The organism is Exiguobacterium sp. S22-S28, from assembly GCF_043359615.1.
GTDB lineage: Bacteria > Bacillota > Bacilli > Exiguobacteriales > Exiguobacteriaceae > Exiguobacterium_A.
In genome coordinates this window covers 82,648-99,241 of sequence record NZ_JBHFFC010000027.1, presented here as the reverse complement: position 1 = coordinate 99,241, position 16,594 = coordinate 82,648, and the positions used below count along the sequence as shown (strand labels likewise).

The following is a 16,594-nucleotide window of genomic DNA, read 5'->3' as shown; positions in this document are numbered from 1 at the left end:
AGTTCAAAAAATTATAAGAAGTTACTTAAGCATATAGTCTATATTACCCATTTTTTAAGGAAAATATCAGTTTTTACTTAAACAGCGCAGATAAACGATTAAGAAAGGATGAACAAGCGACACGGCAAAAAACTCATTTGTCTCCGATGTGTCTTGCCGAGGCAACGACGGACGGAATCAAATGAGCGTGGAGTGGACACGGCGTAAAAAATCTTCGGTGGTCTGCTTAAAAAAAGTGAATTGATGGACCTGAATCGAAACCTGATCACCGTACCGGACTTCTAAGTAGTGCGGACTGACAGGAGACGGAAACTCAATCCGGGTAAACCATTCGGTGATCGTCTCCTCTGTCCGCCGTTGTAATGCTTTCGGCAAACGGCGATTGAACAGCAGCATATGCTGACGAATGTCTTCTGCCGGTAACTCATGAGACGGATAGTGGATCACCTGGACACGGCTCGCCACAAAATCGACCGGTTGAAAGCGCACCGGGCGGACTACTTTGATGTAGTAAACGAGTAAGCCAAAGGTCATCAAGGCAAGCAGCGCGAAGATGACGGGATAAGGGGGAGCAGCGATGGCAGAGTCAAAACCGGTCCGTAAGAGCAACGGTTTGGGTTCCGCCACCTCGGCAAGTGAATCAAAAGATACTGCGTCGGAACTAGACGGTACAGGCAAAGCATCATTGTTTCCGCATCGTGTCGTACAGGAGCTGTCTGTCTGACTGTCGAAAAGAGAACTGACAGAAACCAGCAGTTGCGGAACAAAAGACTTGATCAACAAGACGATGAGCAGAACAAAAGAAAGGAGTAAACCGATTTTGAGTCGGAGTGATGTCAGCATGAAGTCACCTCTTTGTTGCCGTTAAAACAGCGGATAAATAAGTCTGCACTGAGTATAACAAATCAAGGACTAGAATATTTTGATTTTTTCAAAAAATAGTCATTATTTCCTAAAAAAATGGAGGGTTTTACATGAATCGTTTACGCACGACTTTTCAACAAGCAACGGGACAAATCAGCGGGCACGGCAAACGGAATATTGGGGTGCTGAAGACGGCTTTAGAAGACGTTACGGACGAGACAGCAAGTGATCAATACGGGACCGGTTCAATCATTCAACCGTTCGAACAAAAATTTGCGGATGTACTGGGGATGGAGGACGCCGTCTTTTTCCCGAGCGGGACGATGGCGCAACAGATTGCGCTACGGATTTGGTCGGACGAGACGGATAACCGCACCGTCGCCTATCATCCGCTGTGTCACCTCGAAATCCATGAGCAGGATGGTTTAAAGGAATTGCATCCCATCAAAACGATCCTTGTCGGGGAAGCCGATCGAGTGATGACACTGGATGAAATCAAAGCGTTACCGGACATCGCCTGTCTGTTGCTTGAACTGCCGCAACGGGAAATCGGAGGTGTCGCGCCGGCGTTCAGTGAACTGAAAGCGATCAGCCGGTATTGCCGCGAGCGGGAGATCCGCTTGCATCTCGACGGCGCACGATTGTTTGAGATGTTGCCGTATTATGAAAAGACGGCTGTTGAAATTGCCGGTTTGTTCGACAGTGTCTACATCTCGTTTTATAAAGGACTTGGCGGAATTGCCGGTGCGATTCTTGCAGGACCGGCAACGTTTTGTCAGACGGCACGAATTTGGAAACGACGGTATGGCGGGGATTTAATCAGTTTGTACCCGTATATCCTTTCGGCTGATTATTATTATGAACTGCGAAAGGATCGGATGGGGCAATACTATGAGGATGCGAAACAACTGGCGGAACGGTTTAATGCGTTGCCGGGCATTCACACAACACCAAAAGTTCCGGTTTCCAACATGTTTCATCTGCACTTTTCCGGTCAGACGGCCGATGTTTCACCAAAATTGGAAAAGATACAGGAGGAAACGGGACTCGGGTTCGCAGGTTATCTTGTCGACAAAGACGGGTATTGTTCAACAGAAATCAGTGTCGGTGATGCGTACGCACAACTTGATGCGCAAACAGTGGACGCCGGATTTGAACGGCTTCGGCAGGTCTTTTCTTAAATCGTTTTGTTGACGGTTGTCGGATGAAGCTGTTGGTAAGTCGTGATTTTTTCCGTAATCATCTGTTCCGTCCGGATGAGTTCCGCGAGCTGGTCGCGCACGTTCTGCTGATGGGCTTCGAGCAGACGGAGCCGTTCGTGTGTCGTATCGTGCGTTTCGGACGAGGCGAGAAACAGTTCGACGTACTCCCGGATTTGATCAATCGGCATATGTGTTGCCCGAAGGCGCAGGACAAAGCGCAGCCAAGTAAGTTGAGTCTCGTCATAGCGCCGGACACCGTTTGCCGTCCGGCTCGGGAACAGCAACCCCTCTTTTTCGTAATAGCGGATCGTATGGGCCGTCGTTTGCGTCAATTGGCTGATCTCTGAAATTGTATACATGTTTCATCACCTTTCTTCCTTGACTTAGAGTTCACTCTAACGTGTAGACTTTCACTATACCAAACAGAAATGGGGAATTACAGATGAAATACACAGTCATTACGGGTGCCAGCTCAGGAATCGGATACGAAACAGCGAAAGTGCTCGCGCAAAAAGGGAAATCGCTGGTCCTCGTCGCTCGTCGGACGGATGAACTTGAAAAATTACGCGATGAAGTTAAAGCACTCGCACCGGACACGGATGTCATCTTACGGTCCGTCGATTTAACGGAATCGGACAATGTCCATGAACTGTATGAGTCATTAAAAGACCTCGACATCGAGACGTGGATCAACAATGCCGGATTCGGTGATTTTGACAACGTCAAGGACGTGTCGGTCTCAAAAATCGAGAAGATGCTCCGCCTGAACATCGAAGCGTTGACGGTCTTAACGAGCCGGTACGTCCATGATTACCACAATGTCGACGGAACAACGGTCCTGAACGTCTCGTCCGGCGGCGGCTACCGGATCGTACCGAACGCCGTCACGTATTGCGCGACGAAATTCTACGTCAGTGCCTATACGGAAGGACTGGCGCAGGAACTGAAAAACTCCGGTGCGAAACTGCGGGCAAAAGTGTTGGCTCCTGCTGCAACGGAAACAGAATTTGCTGACCGGTCACGGGGGGAAGCTGGATTCGATTACAGCAAACATGTCGCCAAGTATCATAGGGCGGCGGAGATGGCCGGATTCCTTGATCAGTTGCTCGACAGTGACGCGATTGTCGGCATCGTCAACGCGGAAGATTATTCATTTGAACTGCGTGGACCACTCTTCACGTATGTGGGTGCAAACAACTAAATCAGACAAAAAGCCAGCTTCCGTATGCGGAAACTGGCTTTTTTATGTCTGAGGTGGATGAAACCTGTATGTAGTCCATCTCAGATCAGAGGTATTGCAAATGTCGACGATAAACTGACGACTAAGAACAGCGCGTAGCTGAAAAATGTAGTTTTCGGGCTGCCGTCGGTCCGAATTCCAAGAATCGAAAACAGACTGATTGCACAAATGGTAAGAGTCGATAATAAAAACGATTGATGGGAATCAACTGAAGGGATCAGGGACTGGGCAAGATGTGCCAGACCAAGCGGCAAGACGATCAGTAAAAAGTAATAGCCGAGCCGTGCTTCAGATGGATGGTCCGTCGATTCGTGAGGGGTGACTGTTCGTGTATGCATTCTCATGGCTCTTCACTTCCTTCTGTTTTCAGTATAGTAGACTTGTCCCAAATTGTTCGTTACAGTCCGATGAGAAGTCGATAACAAGATTAATCGAATATGACGAACAGATGTCGGGAAAACACGAGGCTGTAAAATATGGAAATGATTCTGTTCTGTTTATGTAAAAAAATGTAAAATAGGAGCGGATGAAAAATGACTGAACAGCTGATGGATGTGAAGGAGGGGACCAAATGCCACGCCTGTTTCGTTATTTTTATATATCCGACTTGATTGCGATTGTCGGTGCGAGTATTTCATATATCGCCATCTACTGGACGTGTGCGAAGCTATTGTCGCCGGCGGCCGTTTCCTTAGTGATTGGTGCCGTTTTTGTCATTCGTTTTATCAGTTCCAGTTTGCTCGGTCCGTGGATTGACCGGATCGAACCCATCCGGTTACTGAAAACAACAGTACTGGTTCGGTGCTTGTTACTTACGGCGGTCTGGTTCATCTTGGCACAAACAGATGCGTTGCTTCTGCCGTTGCTTTGTCTGCTCGCTGTCCAAACCGTGCTGCAAGTCGTCGGGGGAAATACAGCGTTTAAAGTCGTGACGCGGATTGTGGTGTCCGAACGATTACCGGTCGCCAATGCTTACTTGAGTACGCTTGACCGGATCGGGACGCTCGCTGGATTACTGGCGGGTGGTTTGTTGATTACCGGTTTTTCCATCACGATGATTTTAGCGATGGAAGCCGTTTTGCATCTGGTCGCCTGGTTCCTTCTATTCCCGTTACGATTGACAGAGGAAGTCGAGAGGAAACCGAAAATGACCTATTGGACCGATTTACGCGAAGGGTTTTCCTATTTAGCGCGCGACACCCGTTTGATTCGGATTTTAGTCTTCGGAATCCTCGCCAACTGGATGATTACACCGGTCAACGCGTTGCTCGCACCTTTTGCGAAAGATGTCATTCGAGGCGGGGCAAACACATTTTCGTTGCTTGAACTGGCACTGGTCATCGGCGGAATCGGCATGTCGCTGTTGTATGCTAAACTTGCGAGCCGGATTGACTTGATGCAGATGTTTTACCTGTCGATGGTCCTGCAGGGAAGTTTTACGTTACTGATTGGACTGACGACGACCTTGCCGCTTGCATTCAGCGGGATGTTGTTGCTTGGGATGGCACTTAGTCTGTTCGGAATTCCCTTTTCGACGTTACTCCAACAGACGACACCGGATGTCCTGCTTGGGCGAATCCGTTCGGCGATGGTCGCCGCTTCGACCTTCAGTTCAGCTCTGTTTTTCGGATTGTCGGCGTATTTGACGACCGTGTTTGCTATCGACACCGTGTTTCTGTTCTTTTCCGGAAGTGGTCTGCTCATCTTGCTGATCCTTCGACTTCAGCGTAAAACACCAGCAGCGGAAGTGCGACGGGACGAAGTCGGATGACAAATCGGCCTTCAGGCGGAGGGCAGGGGAAACGGGACGCGTTATACTTAAAAAAACGCTTACAGAGGAGAATGCAGAGGATGGATGGAATGGCGATGCTTGCCTTGATGTTTTTGATCCCGATCGGCGGGATGACGGTCATGTTGAATGTTTTATGGCGACGGATTACACCGGAGCTTGAAAAATAAACAAGTACATACAACCGGTTCGAACGGACCGGTTGCCGATGAGGTTATACCAACAAACGACGCTTCCCGCATGAACGGGGAGCGTCGTTTTTTTCTGATTAAAGGGAAGTTATGAGACGGCAGTCGGCGCTTCGAGTGCGAGACTTGGTCCGAAGACTTCAAAATGCAGCTTGTCCGGATGACCGCTAAAGTGGCGGCGGACGAACTGAATCATCGCTTCCGGTCCGCAGACGAACGTGTCAGCTGTCCCGTCGATATTCATCACATCGTCGATGGACAAACGTCCCGGTGTTGTATCAGGCAACGCATTGCGTTCGGCGTAGCGGATGATGGTCGCACCCTGTTCTTCAAACCGGGCCAATTGTTCGGCGAACGGCCGGTCATGGTCGTCTTGGATGGCAACGTATAATGTCGTTTTACGACCTGCCACAAGGGCCGCTTCTGTCATCGCGAGGAGCGGTGTCAAACCGATGCCGCCGGCGAGACCGACAAACGGAGTTAAGGCATCTGTTAATGTAAACGAACCGGCCGGGGCACTGAGCAACACGCTGTCGCCGACCGATAAACCGTGCAATTGGTTCGAGACGGACCCGTCCTGTTTGACGCCGATCGTGTACGACGTGCCGTTTGCGACCGTCGTTAAACTGTACTGACGGTTTTGCCAGAGACCGTCCGGCGACTGGAGGCGGACCGTAACGTATTGACCGGTTTGGTACGGAGCAAGCGGTCGTCCGTTTGATGGACGTAACGTAAACGACTTGATATCGCTTGCTTCTGCCGTCATCGCTTCAATGACGAACGGCTGATAACCTTCAAAGCCCGTTGCCTGTTCATCCTGTTGATAGAGCTCCGCTTCAAGCGAGATGAACAGTTGGGCGATTTCACCGTATCCGACAGTCCAGGCATCGATGATATCGGGCGTCGCGGCGTCACCGAGGACGTCCTGGATTGCGCCGATCAGTTCCGTTCCGACGATGTCGTACATAAACGGTTTAATCTGCAGACTGCGGTGTTTATGGAGGACCGGCAATAACGTCGGTTTTAACGCGTCGAGCTGATCAATGTGTGCAGCTGCGGCATAGACGGCTGTCGCGAGAGCCTGCGATTGCCGGTCATTTTTCTGATTGGATTGATTAAAGATATGTTTCATCTCCGGATGATTGGCAAACAGGCGTTGATAGAAAACACGTGTGATGCTGTGACCGTGTTCCGCAAGAACCGGGACAGTTGATTTGATGATGGCGATCGTCGATGACGTTAACATAAAGACACTTCCTTTTCGAGTGAGGGATGGTCGGATCAGGTTCGAGTTCAGTATCCGTCACATCTGTTTTTAATGCAATAGATTAAATACTAGATTTAAAATAGTACGTGATGTTTGTCACAAGTACGCCATCAATTCGTCAAGCAACCGACAAAAAACCTCCGAGGCAAGTCGGAGGTCAAGACGAAATCCACAGCTTTGAGAAATCCAAGTAGCCGAATGAATCGATGGTGATATTCTGCAACTCAATCGGAAACGGAATGATTCGTGTATCATCGTAGAGCGGAATGAAATAAGACGAGTCGATCAAGTATCGTTCCACCGTCTGATGGAGAGTCAGCCAATCCTCAAACGGTGTTTCGTCGTATTGCGTTATCCATGCCTCGAGTTCCGGCATCCGGCCAAACATCTTCATGGGCGGTGAAAAATCATTCGTCAGGAATTGATGGAAAGCAACCGGCAAGTTCCGTTCGAAGACTTCGGCGTGGATCGCGAGATCAATCGTGTCAAAAGCGTGAAAGTCGGTGATACTCTCCTTAAAACCGACAGGGACCAGCTCATACGGTATGCCGTGAACTTCGAGTGTTTCGCATAACCAACGGGTTACTTTGTCCGTGAAGTCGGTCAGTTTGATCCGGAGCGGCTGGTCAAACGGAACGGCAGGACCCTCCGGAAGAGGATAAACGGAACTGTATTGTTCAAGAAACCCGCGGTCGTTCGGAAAACTCCGCTCGCTGACAGACTGAACCAACGGGCGAATCGCGGCAATCAACCGGTGTATGTAGTGCCGCGCTTCCGGGCGCTCGAATGGACCGCCGGGACGCGGGTTCAAAAAAACGAGACCGAAGCCGGACTGGGTCGCAATCGTATCCGTCTCACCGGAGTCCGACCGCGATGTCCGGTAAACCGGATCGTAGGCGTCCGGCATCTGAATGAACTCGATCCGGTCGAGCAGAGCCCGGATGCCGAAATAGTTCGGAAACGCCGACAAAATCGTTTTTTTACTGTTATTTTGCGTCAATTGAAAGGCGCCCGTCCCGATGTTGTCTTTACTGATACTCGTATGAATCGTCGCCAGTTTCGGCAGCAGGGAATGGCGCTGCTGGTCTAACGTGATATCGACCTGGAACGGTCCGTTGGATTGAACGTGTTGGACGTGCCGGTACGATTTGGCATAAGCGGGATAGACAATCAGTTTCCGGAGACCTTTCGTCACATCTTTACTCGTCAACAGCGAACCGTCGTGAAACCGGACGTCTTTGCGTAAATAGAGCGATAACGTGCATCCGTTCCAGGCATAATGGTGCGCCAGTTCGCCCTGCAGTTTACCGTCCGCGTCGATGGCAAACAACCGGCTGAAGACATTTTGGACGAGGTGGGCGCTGTGAATGTCGGCGGCTTCGAGCGGATTGGTCGTCAAAAAGGGACGTCTGCGGGGAATCAATAACGCATCCGACGATTCCTGCGTATAGCCGAACTTGCGCTCGAGTTGCCGTATGAAACGACCGGTTTGAGCGGGTGACCAGTCCCAACTGAGCTCTTCCGTCACGGCGTCGACCGATTCCCGTTCGATCCGCTCCAGCATCTGTTTCGCGTATTCCCGTTCGACGTGACGCAGCCAGACGAGTGTTGTCAGATGCCCGCGACCCCGACCGCTCGTATAGTGTAACCATCCTTCTTCCTGCCAACGGTTCAAATACCGTTTTGTTTGTTTGGGACTTAAATGGATCGTGTCAGCCAATTCGGCAATCGAGTACGATCCTTCCCGGCAGGATTTCCATAAGGTGAACAGATAAGCATCCATCTCATTCCTCCATTCTAAAAGGGGACATCTTTTCTTGACGATGTCCATTTTTTAGTCGCTGTGTCTTGTTTATCATACAGGTAGAGAATGGAAGGTGACAACATGAGATGGAAAGAAATGCCTCAACCAATTAAAGTCAGACTTGTAACATCGTTTTTTAACCGGACGATTTCGTTCGCCATCATGCCGTTCATGGCCCTGTTATTTGTTCAAGCGTACAACAAAGTTTTTGCCGGCATCTTTTTGATTGGGACAGTGATTCTCAGCTTCCTGATTGGTTTGATTGGCGGCTACCTCGCCGATCGGTTTCCCCGGAAACGCCTGCTCGTCTTGTCGACGACGGCGACCGGATTGATGTTTTTGGTGATGACGATCAGTCTCGCCAGCGATCACATGCTGCTCTTTACGATCGCCTACGCCATTTTAACCGTGACGAGCAACATCGGTCGACCGGCGATGAGTGCGATCATTATTGACGCGACGACACCGGAAAACCGACGGGCCGTCTATGCGATCGATTACTGGTTGATCAATCTGTCGATTGCCCTCGGGACGGCACTTGGCGGTTGGCTCTACGTCAGCAACCGGCTGTTTTTGTTCAGCCTGTTGACGTGTACCTCCCTGCTGTTACCGGTTGCCTATCATTTTTTGCTCGACGAATCGAAACACCTCTGGCAGAAACAACCGCTTCGAAACGTGTTCCGCGATCTCGGGAAAAGTTATCAGATTGCCTGGCGTGACCGACCGTTCGTTAAAGTCGTCTTCGGTTCGATGTGTATTCTCGCCGCTGAGTTTTCGATGGGCAGTTACGTTGCCGTCCGTTTAGCGGACGAATTTGATACCGTCACGATCGGCGATCTGACCGTCAATGGTGTCCGGATGCTCAGTTTGATCAATATCGAAAATACGATTCTCGTCGTCTGTCTGACGTTTTTCATCCAGCGGTTTTCGAACCGTTTCTCGAACAAACAGGCGCTTGTCAGCGGCCTTGTTTTGTACATCATCGGTTACGCCACGGTGACGAGTGCCAATTCCCTGACGCTGCTCTTGACGTTCATCTTCATCGCGACGATCGGGGAGTTGCTTTATTCGCCGACACTGAACGCGGAACAAGCCAACATGATGCCGGCCGATCAACGCGGCGCGTACTCAGCCTTTGCCGGCACGTCACACGCCGGTGCCGATTTATTGTCCCGGTCGACGCTCATCCTCGGAGCGGTACTTGCTCCGTTCATGATGAGTGTCTACATCGGACTGATTGTCTGTCTTGGACTCGGGTTGGTCTACCTCGGCTTGTTCCGGAACGAAAAAATCGCCGAAAAACAGCAGGCTTCTTAAACAGGAAGGGGATAGAAACATGGACATCATTGAAACGAAGCGGCACCGGTTACGGCGCTGGCAGGAAAGTGACGCTGCCAGTCTGTATGCCTATGCGAAAGATCCGCGTGTCGGACCAAACGCCGGTTGGGCACCGCATGCGTCGCTTGCTGAAAGTCAGGACGTCATAACGATTTTTCAAGAGGCGAACGACGGCTATGCGATTGTCGACAAGGCGACGGGACAAATCATCGGCAGTTTCGGTTTTCATGACCGGCGTCCGGTCGAGGCACTGGCCGACTTGAAGCAGGTCGAGTTCGGATTTGTTCTTCACCCGGACTACTGGGGGCAGGGACGGATGCCGGAAATCGTCCGGACCGCCCTCGCAGTGGCATTTGAGACGATGGAAGTCGATCTTGTCTGGTGTGCGCATTTTGACTTCAATGGCCCGTCACGCCGTGTCATCGAAAAACTGGGATTTGAACATGTGTTGGACCGACCGTTCGTCATGGAACGGATTGACGGGCGGACCGTGACGAGCCGGCTGTACCGCTGGACACGGGAACGGTATGAAGCACAGTCGACCGGCATCCGGTAAAACACTAAAAGACGTCCTTCTCGAAAGAGGGACGTCTTGTTTTTGGAAAAAATCGTTGGAAAGGAAGCAGGCGTCCCGTCACCATCTTTTACGGACCCTGTCTCTAAAGAACAACAGGCTTACGGACAGACTGATGATTGTAGCAAGGACACTTTTAATCAGAGCGTGACGCGTCAGACCGTCGATCACGATTCCAGTGAATTTTTGAGCGAAAGTTGCTTCGGGGACCCAGTCGATGACAGCCCCGATGCCAAAGAGTGCAGGAACGCTCAGCAAGAGATAGACGCTGATGAAGCCGAGGAGAAACGTTTTAATCTTCAACTGAAGCACCTCAATTCCTGTCGTGTTGTGAAGACAGTTCTTCTCATCAGACGGCTGTCATGACTGGACAAGCGCAATGATTAAAATAATCGTAGAGATTGATCCGGCGGTCAATAAGGTCAGCATTTTGGGACGGTTAAAATCTTGAGATGATTTGGATACTTCTTTTGACAGGCTGATCCAAATGGTCAGAGAAGCGATAATGATCAAAAACAAAAAGGTTTCAGACATGGATCAATCCTCCGTGTGTAGAGAATTTTTTGACTTCGTTTCGTAAAAAAACAGTCCGGTCATCAAAACAGTAGCACAAACATAGCCGACACCGACAGCGGATAAAGCGGACCAATTAAGCTGATAACGCAGGAAAAATTGCGGCACTAGATAAGCCAGCAGCCCGAGCGGTAAGATCCAGGTCTTCGCCCGGTACGCACTGTATCCGATGAGGAGGAAGGCGATCAGTCCCGTAATCGAACTGGTCAACCAGGAAAAGTGGATTGTCGGTGACGTGATCTGTGAATCGGTTAAAAACAGTCCCATCAGCAACAAGAAGATCACGCCCATGGATAGACCAAACAACAGGAATGGACGTTTCGAAGGGGCGTGCGTCGCGCTGTAACGCAAACATCGACTCAAAACGATTAGCAAAGAACTGATCAAGAGGATAAAGCCGACTAAAAAGTACAGACTGTAGGACAGCGGTCCGTCGAGCAAGTCTTGAAACAACAGAAAACTGAAGACACCTGCGAGAATTTGAAGCAGCAGCCAAACCGATTCGTGGTAATCGGTCGTCATCTCTGAGGCAATCGATTGAATATAGGCGGCCGGACTGTCACCGGTGATGGCCGCAACCGACTTACCGTCCGCCTCGGCTTCCTGTAAATGATCCTCGAGTTCGGTGACGATGTCTTGCGTCGCCTGTTCATTTTTTCCGGATGCGAGCAAGTAGAGTGTCAAATCTTCTAGAAACCGTCTTGATTCGTCGGATAACGTCTGCATTCAGGAGTCCTCCTTTAAAATATGCTGGACGCTTGCCGCCAGTTGCTGCCAGCGCGTCGTGAACGCCGCCAGTTCCTCGCGTCCGGTGCGGGTGATGGCATAATACTTTCGTTTTGGTCCGTTCGGTGAGACCCGTTGCGTCGCTTCGATCCAACCCAGTTTTTGCATCCGCATCAACAACGGATAGATCGTCCCTTCACTGACGTCGGCAAAACCGTGGGCGGCGAGTTTCGTTGCCAGTTCATAACCGTATACTTCTTCCTCTGCAATCAAGGCGAGGAGACAACCGTCAAGAATGCCTTTTAACATTTGGGTGGATGACATCGCGATTCCTCGTTTCACTATCATGTAATACAAGGTAATTGTACGTCATGCTATCATGCATTGCAAGGTAAAAGGGAAAGTCAGGATTATGTTTGAGGGGAACGAGGTAAATAACGTGTAAAAGCGAGGAACGGTCAGCCGAATTCTGAGGAGGGAATTCGCATGGAAAAGCGGACAATCATCGTCTCAGCGGCAGTAGTCTTTCTGGTCATGGCGATCGTCATGGCCGTCTCGGCATTTGGGTTCGGCATCTACTACGGGGATCCGGAATTGTTGCGGATTGCAATTTTTGGTGAAATCTTGACCGCCGTCTTTTTAGTCTGGTTCATCCGTCGCAACAGTTCGTTTGCAGCCGTCGGTTTCTCCCCGTTAAAAATCCGGGGACTCGTCTGGTACATTCCGATTTTGTTGATTGTGCTGTATCAAGTCGTGCTCGTCGTCAATGCGTTGGTTGCTTCCTATGATGATCTGTCCGCAGCAACGATTCAGCTCGTCGCCATCATATTCGTGACGACCTTGTTCGTCGGCTTTAACGAAGAAGTATTATTCCGCGGCATCATCTTACGCCATCTCCATCCGGAGCAACACCCGTACCGGGCGATTGTCATCAGTGCCGCCTTGTTCTCGTCGTTTCATCTTTTGAATTTGATGGCCTTCATTCCGGTAAGTGCGATGATTTTTCAACTCGGCAATACGTTTTTGTTCGGATTGTTTTTTGCTTTGATTGCACTGAAGCTCAACAATCTGTGGCCATTGATCTTTTTCCACGCCTTGTGGGATTTTTCAAGTATCGCCGCGGATGTTCTGAATGTTAATCTCGCGATCCCGAATCTCGTGACGCAAGTGTTTGTTGCTTTGGCGATTCTGATTCAGCTGTTGCTGCTCAAGCGGCATGATCTCAGTCATTTGAAACGACCGCTTGCGACATAAGAAACAGAGCACGCCTTTAGAAAGCAACCGATTTTGGTTGCTTCATTTTTTTGGAAAAAAAGACTGTACAGTTAGAATTGATATGTAATATATTAGTTGTATGAAAAATCAACCGATTCCACGACTCTCGTTAAGTGAAGAAGTGTACCAACGACTGCAACAGCAAATCATCACCTTAACACTCGCACCGGGGCAAAAGCTGAACGATCAGGAGCTTGCCGAAGCATTTGGGGTCAGCCGGACACCGGTCCGCGAAGCGTTAAAGAAATTAGAAGAGGAGGGACTCGTCGTCGCGAAACGCGGGTCACGGACAAACGTCACGCGGTTGGACGCAACGCAAGCCCGGCAGACGTTTCCGATCGTCGCGACACTGCATGCATTAGCGGCACGTCTCGCATTGCCGTTACTCAAAGCAGCAGATATCAAACAGTTAAGAGACATCCATCAGGCGTTTCAGGAAGCGATCATGCAAGACGATGCGGAAGCCGCACTGCGGCTGGACGATGCCTTTCATGGGTTGTTCCTTGCCCGGAGCGAAAACAGTCAACTGATCGAGACGTTGAACCGGCTGACACCGCTGATCCGCCGGTTGGAGTATGCCCAGTTTTCTAGGCACGGGCACGACTCGATGGCCGATCACGAGGCGATTCTCGCGGCTTGTGAGAAGCGGGACGCAGAAGCACTCGTCCGGACGACGGAACAAAATTGGAACGGTCTCGGACGACATCTGGTCGCGGCCTTAGAGGAGGAGACGTCATGCGACCAATCGTGATTGGCATCCTGTCAGCCCTGTTTTTCGCCGTCACCTTCATCTTGAATCAATCGATGCAAGGGAGCGGGGGGCACTGGATTTACAGCGCCGCCTTACGGTTTTACTTGATGGTGCCATTATTATTTGTAATTGTCGGCTACCGGCGCCGCCTTGGACGTGTCTGGTCAGCGCTCCGGGCAGCACCTCGGTTTTGGCTGACGTACGGCACGATTGGCTTCGGCATTTTTTACAGCGGAATATGTCTCGCGGCGGACTACGCACCGGGCTGGTTGATTGCCGGCACCTGGCAAGTGACGATTCTGGCCGGACCGTTGCTTGCACCACTGTTCAAGCAAACGATTCCCTGGGCGTCGCTCCGCTATTCGCTGTTGATTGTTGCCGGTGTCCTGCTGATGCAACTGTCGGTTGCGGGTGAGGTGTCGGTTACGACGCTGGTTCTTGGGATCGTGCCGGTGATTCTGGCTGCGGTTGCCTATCCGCTCGGCAACCGGAAGATGATGGAACGGTACGGCGATGAGCTTGGTGTCTTTGACCGGATTCTCGGAATGACACTTGCCAGTCTGCCGTTTTGGTTGGTCTTGTCGGGTTTGGCTTACCTGCAGGTGGGGCTGCCATCGGCGTCACAAGTCGGACAGTCGGGACTGGTCGCGCTGTTCTCCGGCGTGATTGCGACATCGCTGTTTTTTTATGCGACGACACTTGTTCGGACCGAACCGATCCGGTTGGCGGCAGTCGAAGCGACGCAATCGTTTGAGATCTTATTCACGATTCTCGGTGAGATGGTCTTTTTACATGCCGTCTTTCCGACCGGTTTGGCATTGTTCGGGATGCTCCTCGTCATGCTCGGGATGACCATCCATAGTTTGAAACAGGCAGAACAAAAGCCGGTTCCAGAACATTAATTATTTCAATTACCATATTTATTTAAATTTTAATACAGAAAGAAGGCACAGTATGGTCTTAACCGGAACACTCGTCAATACAGGATTAATCATTGTCGGAACATTACTTGGCTTGTTGTTCCATAAAATTCCCGAACGGATGAAAGAAACCGTTGTCCAAGCGATTGGTCTCGCCGTCGTCGTGTTGGGTGTCCAGATGGGGCTGAAAAGCGAAAACTTTTTAATCGTCATCGGCAGTCTCGTCTTAGGCGGAGCAATCGGCGAATGGTTACGGATTGACGAAAAACTCAACCGTGTCGGTGAATGGCTTGAACTCAAAATCGGACGGGGGCGACCGTCGAACATCGCCGAAGGATTCGTCACGGCGACACTGATCTTCGTCATCGGGGCGATGGGCGTGCTCGGAGCACTGGACGGCGGATTGCGCCAAGATCACGACGTCCTCTATACCAAAGGACTGATTGACGGCTTCACGGCACTGGTTCTCAGTTCGACGCTCGGGATCGGCGTCATATTCTCCGCTATTCCGGTTCTTGTGTATCAAGGAGCGATTGCCCTCGGCGCCGTCGCCATCACCCAATTCGTTCCGGATGCCATCCTGCAACAGTTTATCGTCGAGATGACAGCGACCGGTGGGGTGATGATTTTAGCAATCGGCTTAAATCTCGCCGGCATCACGAAAATCCGGGTCGCAAATCTCCTGCCTGGTATCGTGATGGTCGCTTTGATCGTGACGGGCTTGGAATGGTTTGGTTTGAACTAAAAAAAGGCGTCCAATTGCTTTGTTGACAGGTGTTGTCAGTAAACAATTGGACGTCTTTTTTAATTGATGACATGTTCGAGCGGCGAAATCTGATGATCCAGCAGCTGATGACCGGCGTAATCAAACGTATGCAACATCGGTGACGGTTCTGTCAAAACGTACGGTAAATAGGCTTTGAGATTGCTGATGATACCGGTATTTTCCGAATCAAGAATCCAATCGAGCTGTTTCCAATCAAGAATTCCTTCACGGGTCGCAAGCGGCGTTGTGAGCATCTGTTCATCCGGCATGTCGGCGAGGAACAGGTAGATCCCGACCGTCTCATCCGCCTGTAAGAGGATCGTTCCGGCGAACCGGACATCAGTCAATCGGATACCGGTCTCTTCATAAGTTTCCCGGATGACCGACTCCATCGGCGATTCACCAGACTCGATTTTTCCGCCGACCCCGTTCCACATGCCCATCGCCGGTTGTTTTTGACGATTCAGCAACAAGACGTGATTAGCCTTGCGAATCAAACAAAGCGTATACCGGTACAAGGTCATCACTCCTTCAAAAAAAATCGTGTTTCCAGGCAGCGTACTGGTCGTCCGAGGCGACCGGTTGAATTGTTTTCTTTCCGTCAATCCAGATCGTCAACGCTTGTTGCGTCAGGATACGGTGACCGGAGGGTGTCCGGATCGCGAGCAGACTGCGTTTGTTGAACGGGGACGCCGGATGGTCTTGAATGACTTGTTCAATAGACGACAGTTGTTCCGGCAACATCGTCTGTTGCGTGTAGAAGTGGTAGCCGATGACAAACTCGTCGTCCTGACCGGTCCGCAACATCTCGAGTTGGTAGCCGGCACCATTCGGCGCAATCCGGAAGCTGCCGCTTGGTGAGGTGACCGTTTCGCCGGTCAACGGAATCGGACGTAATGCGAGATTAACGCCAAAGCCGGTGTCGACAACGTACGTGTCCCCTTGATGTCGGAGCAGGACAGCGACGTGTGTCGGACCGGTTGCAGACCAGCTGTCATTTTCCTGATCGAAGACGGTCGCTTTGACGAGCGCGACATCAAATCCTTTGATCCGCAAGATTTCATAAAGCAAATGATTTAAATCGTAACAGACGCCTCCAGTCCGATCCGTCACGAATGTCTGCTCGAGACGATCCGGATTAAACGGGGCAGTTCGTTTCGACAGGACCGCCTGGTTATCAAACGGGAGATGATAAGCAAATGCTTCAAGTAACGCGGGTAAATCGTCAAACGAGATGATATGTCCAAGCGGATACTTGATCCGGGCGGCAATCTCTTTTATGAGTGATGACAACGGAAATTCCTCCTTTGTTTCGTC

The 16,594-nt window shown here is 50.6% G+C and carries 20 protein-coding genes; 9 read left to right on the top strand and 11 right to left on the bottom strand.

What is annotated here, in order from left to right:
* Nucleotides 1–177 precede the first annotated feature (177 nt).
* Nucleotides 178–843 (bottom strand): hypothetical protein, encoded by a 666-nt coding sequence (locus ACHA8N_RS10525; RefSeq protein ID WP_393965662.1) that lies wholly within the window; start codon nucleotides 841–843, stop codon nucleotides 178–180.
* A 131-nt stretch (nucleotides 844–974) separates the two neighbouring features.
* Here ACHA8N_RS10525 and ACHA8N_RS10520 point away from each other — a divergent pair, with 131 nt between their 5' ends.
* Complete coding sequence (locus ACHA8N_RS10520; protein ID WP_393965661.1) at nucleotides 975–2,045, top strand: threonine aldolase family protein; 1,071 nt, start codon at nucleotides 975–977, stop codon at nucleotides 2,043–2,045.
* Here the strand turns inward: ACHA8N_RS10520 and ACHA8N_RS10515 are convergent.
* Nucleotides 2,042–2,425, bottom strand: coding sequence for a MerR family transcriptional regulator (locus ACHA8N_RS10515; RefSeq protein WP_147511224.1), 384 nt, complete (start codon nucleotides 2,423–2,425; stop codon nucleotides 2,042–2,044). The two genes, ACHA8N_RS10520 and ACHA8N_RS10515, sit on opposite strands and share 4 nt — an antisense overlap.
* Nucleotides 2,426–2,508: 83 nt before the next feature.
* On the opposite strand from ACHA8N_RS10515, the gene ACHA8N_RS10510 reads away from it, so the two are divergent.
* Nucleotides 2,509–3,267: an SDR family NAD(P)-dependent oxidoreductase gene (locus ACHA8N_RS10510; protein ID WP_393965660.1), complete on the top strand. Its 759-nt coding sequence runs from the start codon at nucleotides 2,509–2,511 to the stop codon at nucleotides 3,265–3,267.
* An 80-nt stretch (nucleotides 3,268–3,347) separates the two neighbouring features.
* On the opposite strand, the gene ACHA8N_RS10505 is transcribed toward ACHA8N_RS10510, so the two are convergent.
* Nucleotides 3,348–3,644, bottom strand: a complete 297-nt coding sequence (locus ACHA8N_RS10505; protein ID WP_393965659.1) for a hypothetical protein — start codon at nucleotides 3,642–3,644, stop codon at nucleotides 3,348–3,350.
* Nucleotides 3,645–3,877: 233 nt separating this feature from the next.
* On the opposite strand from ACHA8N_RS10505, the gene ACHA8N_RS10500 reads away from it, so the two are divergent.
* Nucleotides 3,878–5,077 carry an MFS transporter gene (locus ACHA8N_RS10500; protein ID WP_393965658.1) on the top strand — a complete coding sequence of 400 codons (1,200 nt, stop codon included), beginning with the start codon at nucleotides 3,878–3,880 and terminating at the stop codon, nucleotides 5,075–5,077.
* 297 nt (nucleotides 5,078–5,374) lie between these two features.
* Here the strand turns inward: ACHA8N_RS10500 and ACHA8N_RS10495 are convergent, their stop codons facing one another.
* Both ACHA8N_RS10495 and ACHA8N_RS10490 read right to left on the bottom strand, forming a co-directional pair.
* Nucleotides 5,375–6,529: a globin domain-containing protein gene (locus ACHA8N_RS10495; RefSeq protein WP_393965657.1), complete on the bottom strand. Its 1,155-nt coding sequence runs from the start codon at nucleotides 6,527–6,529 to the stop codon at nucleotides 5,375–5,377.
* A 178-nt stretch (nucleotides 6,530–6,707) separates the two neighbouring features.
* The gene (locus tag ACHA8N_RS10490) at nucleotides 6,708–8,333 is read right to left on the bottom strand and encodes an ABC transporter substrate-binding protein (RefSeq protein ID WP_393965656.1); all 1,626 of its coding nucleotides are present in this window, start codon (nucleotides 8,331–8,333) and stop codon (nucleotides 6,708–6,710) included.
* A 102-nt stretch (nucleotides 8,334–8,435) separates the two neighbouring features.
* Between ACHA8N_RS10490 and ACHA8N_RS10485 the strand changes: the two genes are divergently transcribed.
* Nucleotides 8,436–9,671 (top strand): MDR family MFS transporter, encoded by a 1,236-nt coding sequence (locus tag ACHA8N_RS10485; RefSeq protein WP_393965655.1) that lies wholly within the window; start codon nucleotides 8,436–8,438, stop codon nucleotides 9,669–9,671.
* Nucleotides 9,672–9,690: 19 nt separating this feature from the next.
* Nucleotides 9,691–10,248, top strand: a complete 558-nt coding sequence (locus ACHA8N_RS10480; protein ID WP_393965654.1) for a GNAT family N-acetyltransferase — start codon at nucleotides 9,691–9,693, stop codon at nucleotides 10,246–10,248.
* 78 nt (nucleotides 10,249–10,326) lie between these two features.
* On the opposite strand, the gene ACHA8N_RS10475 is transcribed toward ACHA8N_RS10480, so the two are convergent.
* The 4 genes from ACHA8N_RS10475 to ACHA8N_RS10460 are packed head-to-tail and all read right to left on the bottom strand — an operon-like array spanning nucleotide 10,327 to nucleotide 11,889.
* Entirely contained in the window at nucleotides 10,327–10,569 is a 243-nt protein-coding gene (locus ACHA8N_RS10475) for a hypothetical protein (RefSeq protein WP_393965653.1), read from the bottom strand.
* 57 nt (nucleotides 10,570–10,626) lie between these two features.
* Nucleotides 10,627–10,800, bottom strand: coding sequence for a hypothetical protein (locus tag ACHA8N_RS10470; protein ID WP_199699991.1), 174 nt, complete (start codon nucleotides 10,798–10,800; stop codon nucleotides 10,627–10,629).
* 3 nt (nucleotides 10,801–10,803) lie between these two features.
* Nucleotides 10,804–11,565: an HAAS domain-containing protein gene (locus tag ACHA8N_RS10465; RefSeq protein WP_393965652.1), complete on the bottom strand. Its 762-nt coding sequence runs from the start codon at nucleotides 11,563–11,565 to the stop codon at nucleotides 10,804–10,806.
* Complete coding sequence (locus ACHA8N_RS10460; RefSeq protein WP_393965651.1) at nucleotides 11,566–11,889, bottom strand: PadR family transcriptional regulator; 324 nt, start codon at nucleotides 11,887–11,889, stop codon at nucleotides 11,566–11,568. It abuts the gene before it with no gap.
* A 162-nt stretch (nucleotides 11,890–12,051) separates the two neighbouring features.
* Here ACHA8N_RS10460 and ACHA8N_RS10455 point away from each other — a divergent pair, with 162 nt between their 5' ends.
* From ACHA8N_RS10455 to ACHA8N_RS10440, 4 genes are all read left to right on the top strand, one after another.
* Nucleotides 12,052–12,819: a CPBP family intramembrane glutamic endopeptidase gene (locus tag ACHA8N_RS10455; RefSeq protein WP_393965650.1), complete on the top strand. Its 768-nt coding sequence runs from the start codon at nucleotides 12,052–12,054 to the stop codon at nucleotides 12,817–12,819.
* A 100-nt stretch (nucleotides 12,820–12,919) separates the two neighbouring features.
* On the top strand, nucleotides 12,920–13,591 hold the full coding sequence (locus ACHA8N_RS10450; protein WP_393965649.1) for a GntR family transcriptional regulator: 672 nt from the start codon (nucleotides 12,920–12,922) through the stop codon (nucleotides 13,589–13,591).
* A complete protein-coding gene (locus ACHA8N_RS10445) occupies nucleotides 13,576–14,493 on the top strand; it encodes a DMT family transporter (RefSeq protein ID WP_393965648.1) in 918 nt (305 codons plus the stop codon). Before ACHA8N_RS10450 ends, ACHA8N_RS10445 begins: the two co-directional genes overlap by 16 nt.
* 52 nt (nucleotides 14,494–14,545) lie before the next feature.
* Nucleotides 14,546–15,256, top strand: coding sequence for a DUF554 domain-containing protein (locus ACHA8N_RS10440; RefSeq protein WP_026828470.1), 711 nt, complete (start codon nucleotides 14,546–14,548; stop codon nucleotides 15,254–15,256).
* Nucleotides 15,257–15,315: 59 nt separating this feature from the next.
* Here ACHA8N_RS10440 and ACHA8N_RS10435 read toward each other — a convergent pair whose 3' ends face one another.
* The gene (locus tag ACHA8N_RS10435) at nucleotides 15,316–15,801 is read right to left on the bottom strand and encodes an NUDIX hydrolase (protein ID WP_393965647.1); all 486 of its coding nucleotides are present in this window, start codon (nucleotides 15,799–15,801) and stop codon (nucleotides 15,316–15,318) included.
* 7 nt (nucleotides 15,802–15,808) lie between these two features.
* Nucleotides 15,809–16,570, bottom strand: a complete 762-nt coding sequence (locus ACHA8N_RS10430) for an arylamine N-acetyltransferase family protein (RefSeq protein WP_393965646.1) — start codon at nucleotides 16,568–16,570, stop codon at nucleotides 15,809–15,811.
* Between the last annotated feature and the right edge of the window lie 24 nt (nucleotides 16,571–16,594).

Bases quoted from the DNA above. Each gene is read 5' to 3' on its own strand.
- ACHA8N_RS10525 (WP_393965662.1), bottom strand. From the start codon at position 843: ATGCTGACATCACTCCGACTCAAAATCGGTTTACTCCTTTCTTTTGTT.
- ACHA8N_RS10520 (WP_393965661.1), top strand. From the start codon at position 975: ATGAATCGTTTACGCACGACTTTTCAACAAGCAACGGGACAAATCAGC.
- ACHA8N_RS10515 (WP_147511224.1), bottom strand. From the start codon at position 2,425: ATGTATACAATTTCAGAGATCAGCCAATTGACGCAAACGACGGCCCAT.
- ACHA8N_RS10510 (WP_393965660.1), top strand. From the start codon at position 2,509: ATGAAATACACAGTCATTACGGGTGCCAGCTCAGGAATCGGATACGAA.
- ACHA8N_RS10505 (WP_393965659.1), bottom strand. From the start codon at position 3,644: ATGCATACACGAACAGTCACCCCTCACGAATCGACGGACCATCCATCT.
- ACHA8N_RS10500 (WP_393965658.1), top strand. From the start codon at position 3,878: ATGCCACGCCTGTTTCGTTATTTTTATATATCCGACTTGATTGCGATT.
- ACHA8N_RS10495 (WP_393965657.1), bottom strand. From the start codon at position 6,529: ATGTTAACGTCATCGACGATCGCCATCATCAAATCAACTGTCCCGGTT.
- ACHA8N_RS10490 (WP_393965656.1), bottom strand. From the start codon at position 8,333: ATGGATGCTTATCTGTTCACCTTATGGAAATCCTGCCGGGAAGGATCG.
- ACHA8N_RS10485 (WP_393965655.1), top strand. From the start codon at position 8,436: ATGAGATGGAAAGAAATGCCTCAACCAATTAAAGTCAGACTTGTAACA.
- ACHA8N_RS10480 (WP_393965654.1), top strand. From the start codon at position 9,691: ATGGACATCATTGAAACGAAGCGGCACCGGTTACGGCGCTGGCAGGAA.
- ACHA8N_RS10470 (WP_199699991.1), bottom strand. From the start codon at position 10,800: ATGTCTGAAACCTTTTTGTTTTTGATCATTATCGCTTCTCTGACCATT.
- ACHA8N_RS10465 (WP_393965652.1), bottom strand. From the start codon at position 11,565: ATGCAGACGTTATCCGACGAATCAAGACGGTTTCTAGAAGATTTGACA.
- ACHA8N_RS10460 (WP_393965651.1), bottom strand. From the start codon at position 11,889: ATGTCATCCACCCAAATGTTAAAAGGCATTCTTGACGGTTGTCTCCTC.
- ACHA8N_RS10455 (WP_393965650.1), top strand. From the start codon at position 12,052: ATGGAAAAGCGGACAATCATCGTCTCAGCGGCAGTAGTCTTTCTGGTC.
- ACHA8N_RS10450 (WP_393965649.1), top strand. From the start codon at position 12,920: ATGAAAAATCAACCGATTCCACGACTCTCGTTAAGTGAAGAAGTGTAC.
- ACHA8N_RS10445 (WP_393965648.1), top strand. From the start codon at position 13,576: ATGCGACCAATCGTGATTGGCATCCTGTCAGCCCTGTTTTTCGCCGTC.
- ACHA8N_RS10440 (WP_026828470.1), top strand. From the start codon at position 14,546: ATGGTCTTAACCGGAACACTCGTCAATACAGGATTAATCATTGTCGGA.
- ACHA8N_RS10435 (WP_393965647.1), bottom strand. From the start codon at position 15,801: ATGACCTTGTACCGGTATACGCTTTGTTTGATTCGCAAGGCTAATCAC.